Origin of the sequence: Helicobacter cinaedi CCUG 18818 = ATCC BAA-847, assembly GCF_000155475.1 — a bacterium.
In the GTDB taxonomy this organism is placed as follows: domain Bacteria; phylum Campylobacterota; class Campylobacteria; order Campylobacterales; family Helicobacteraceae; genus Helicobacter_C; species Helicobacter_C cinaedi.
This window is the reverse complement of sequence record NZ_DS990397.1, coordinates 4,772-7,386: the sequence shown is the minus strand read 5'-3', so window position 1 is coordinate 7,386 and position 2,615 is coordinate 4,772. Positions and strand designations below refer to the sequence as shown.

Genomic DNA, 2,615 nt, shown 5'->3' with positions numbered 1-2,615 from the left:
AGACAAGAGAGAACCTAAAAGCATTTAATATATTTATGATGACATATAGAGATAGACAAATATGCCCTTATTTGGCTGTAGATACAGAAGCCCAAGAAGAGGCACAAAAGGAAGTGCCTTTAAGCACTCCACCTTATGAGTTGCATAATCAATTTAGTGGAGTAGAATTAGAAACAAGATGTATCAAGCGAAATTATCTTACTGCCATAGCCCTCTTAGCTTACAGCACAATTAATCAAGAAACACTGAATCAAAAATTAAAAAATAAAATATACGGTGGTTTATTGCCTCTTAGGGTCAAAGATATGTTTTATATTAGAGGGTTGCAAAAATACAATCTTTATAATCAATTTTTCCAAGATGAAGATAAGGAGCGAATTATAAATTTTTATACAGGTTACTGTGAGCGTATTCATCGATATAATTTGTATATAAACTATGAATATGATATTTCAAAGGATTTAAGGGATTTGAATCATATTTCTATTTGTTTTCGAATTAACTGCGAATATGAAGTGGAATATATGGAAAATATCATTGATGATATTTCTTTAGTCGTTAAAAATAACAAAAAAATAAATTATTAGGAAACTAAATGCCAATCAAAACAACGAATTTAAGTTATGAGGAGTTTGAGTATATATCCGATATGGAGAGATAAACTAGGAGGTTTTATGCAAAAAATTCTAATAGTCTTAGGGGTTTTCTTAATGTTAAGTATTAGTGTCAATGCCCAAAGCCCACAAGAAGCAAAGCCTAGCTTTGATTGTGCTAAGGCTACTACAAAAGTAGAAAAGATGATATGTGAAGATTCTAGCGGGGAATTACAGAATCTAGATAGGCAAATCTCTCAAAGCTACCAAGACACAAAGGCAAAGCTTGATAAGAATGCCAAAAAAGCATTATTAGATTCTCAAAAATCTTGGCTTAAGACACGAGAGAGGTGCGAATCTAAAGAATGCCTAAAAGAATCTTTACAGAGTAGAATCAAAGAACTACAAAGCTACACGCCACATACAAGCAATGCGTGGCTTGGAACTTATAGCTTACAAGAAAATCTTTATACAGGGAGTTTTACAATACAAAAATGTAAAAATAATACTTGTGAAGCCTCATACTTTGCCTTGCTACACAAAAGTGAGTTTAATGATATGCACCAATGTGATATAAGTTTGAAGTTGCAGATAAAATCACAACAAGAAGCCATAGCCTATTTCGATGATGAGGATTTTATAAATTGTAAAATCTATATCAAGAAAAATCCACAAGGCATTGTATTTACAAGAGATGAGAAAGCCTTTGATTCGCCTGATTCTTTTTGTAGCACAATGTGTGGCAACCAAACGATATTTGAGTGGGGAGATATGTATAAAAAGGAAGTGCAAGAATGGAGTGGCACATATAATTTTTCTGAAAATGTAGATTCACAAAACATAGATTTATCAAAAAGTAGGCAACAAATTTTCCGCTTTTTGGATTGCAATAATGAAGGTTGCTTGGCTGAATATGAATCTTTGTATAAATATGCCACTTGTGAAATACGCAAAGATGATAGAATATTATCCCTAAAGATACTTTCCCCAAAAGAAGCCATTTTGCGATTAAAAATCAAAGATGGACATAATGTAGAAAAAATATGTGAGCTAACCTTGCAAAAAACACAAAAGGGCTTTAGAGTAGAAAATCCTTTGAATACCATAGAATCTTGCAATACAGGTTTATCTATTTTTGAATCTTGTGGTGCGGGGACTAATCCAGATTGGACTATGGAGTTTATCAAGGAGCAATGATGAAATTTAGGGCGTTAGATGATGAAACTTATGCAACACTTTTAGGGATTTTGATATGTAATCTTGAAGTAGATATAAAAAGCTCTTTATTTCAGAGCGATGACTTCTTAAAGCCCTATGGTGATGGCGGTAAAAGTATAGCTATTGGTTTTGGATTGGATTTGAAGGTCAATTCTCTAACCACCATCACAAACCTATACAAAAAAATTTTTGGAAATGATTGGCAAATATCCAATGAAGAAAAGGATATCTTAGAAAAATTGCGAGCTAATAAAATTACAACCACTCAGGCACTTGAAGCAATTAAAAATTTAGCAACGCTTAGTCTGGATTTAAAGACACAAGATAATGCTTATAGACTATTCTCTTTAACATTGCAAACATATGAAAATAAAGTTGATAATAAAATTTCAAAATCCTATGAAAGAATTGCTCTAGTATCTAGGGCTTATAACCATTATGGTGAATTGCTTCAAAAGGCTGTTAGGCAACAAAATAGATTTTTAATTTGGTTTTATTTACGATACACAATCAATACTTCAGGTGGAAAAGAATTATTAGGTCTTACCAAAAGGAGATGGTGGGAATCAGAAATTTTCAAACTATATGACGATGAAATATTTTTTGAGGATATTTTAGAAATATTTCAAAATCTTCATATTATTAAATTTAACAACAAAAAGCTTTATCAATACATAAAAGAATATGAAACAAGAAATTTAACGCAAAAAAACATTCAAACCTTTAAGAGTGATTCTAAGAGTAGAGAACTTGATGAACGCTTTGAATTTACATATGATGACATTACGACCACCCTTAAACCTC

2 protein-coding genes and 1 pseudogene are annotated in these 2,615 nt (G+C 31.7%); all 3 read left to right on the top strand.

From position 1 onward, the window contains the following. Nucleotides 1–587 (top strand): annotated as a pseudogene (locus HCCG_RS10795) (hypothetical protein); the annotation flags it as partial. An 87-nt stretch (nt 588–674) separates the two neighbouring features. Further along, nucleotides 675–1,790 carry a lysozyme inhibitor LprI family protein gene (locus HCCG_RS10790; RefSeq protein WP_015453650.1) on the top strand — a complete coding sequence of 372 codons (1,116 nt, stop codon included), beginning with the start codon at nt 675–677 and terminating at the stop codon, nt 1,788–1,790. Next, nucleotides 1,790–2,615 (top strand): hypothetical protein (locus tag HCCG_RS12290; RefSeq protein WP_034548577.1); only part of this gene is annotated, 826 nt, incomplete at its 3' end. The genes HCCG_RS10790 and HCCG_RS12290, both read left to right, overlap by 1 nt.

Bases quoted from the DNA above. Each gene is read 5' to 3' on its own strand.
- HCCG_RS10790 (WP_015453650.1), top strand. From the start codon at position 675: ATGCAAAAAATTCTAATAGTCTTAGGGGTTTTCTTAATGTTAAGTATT.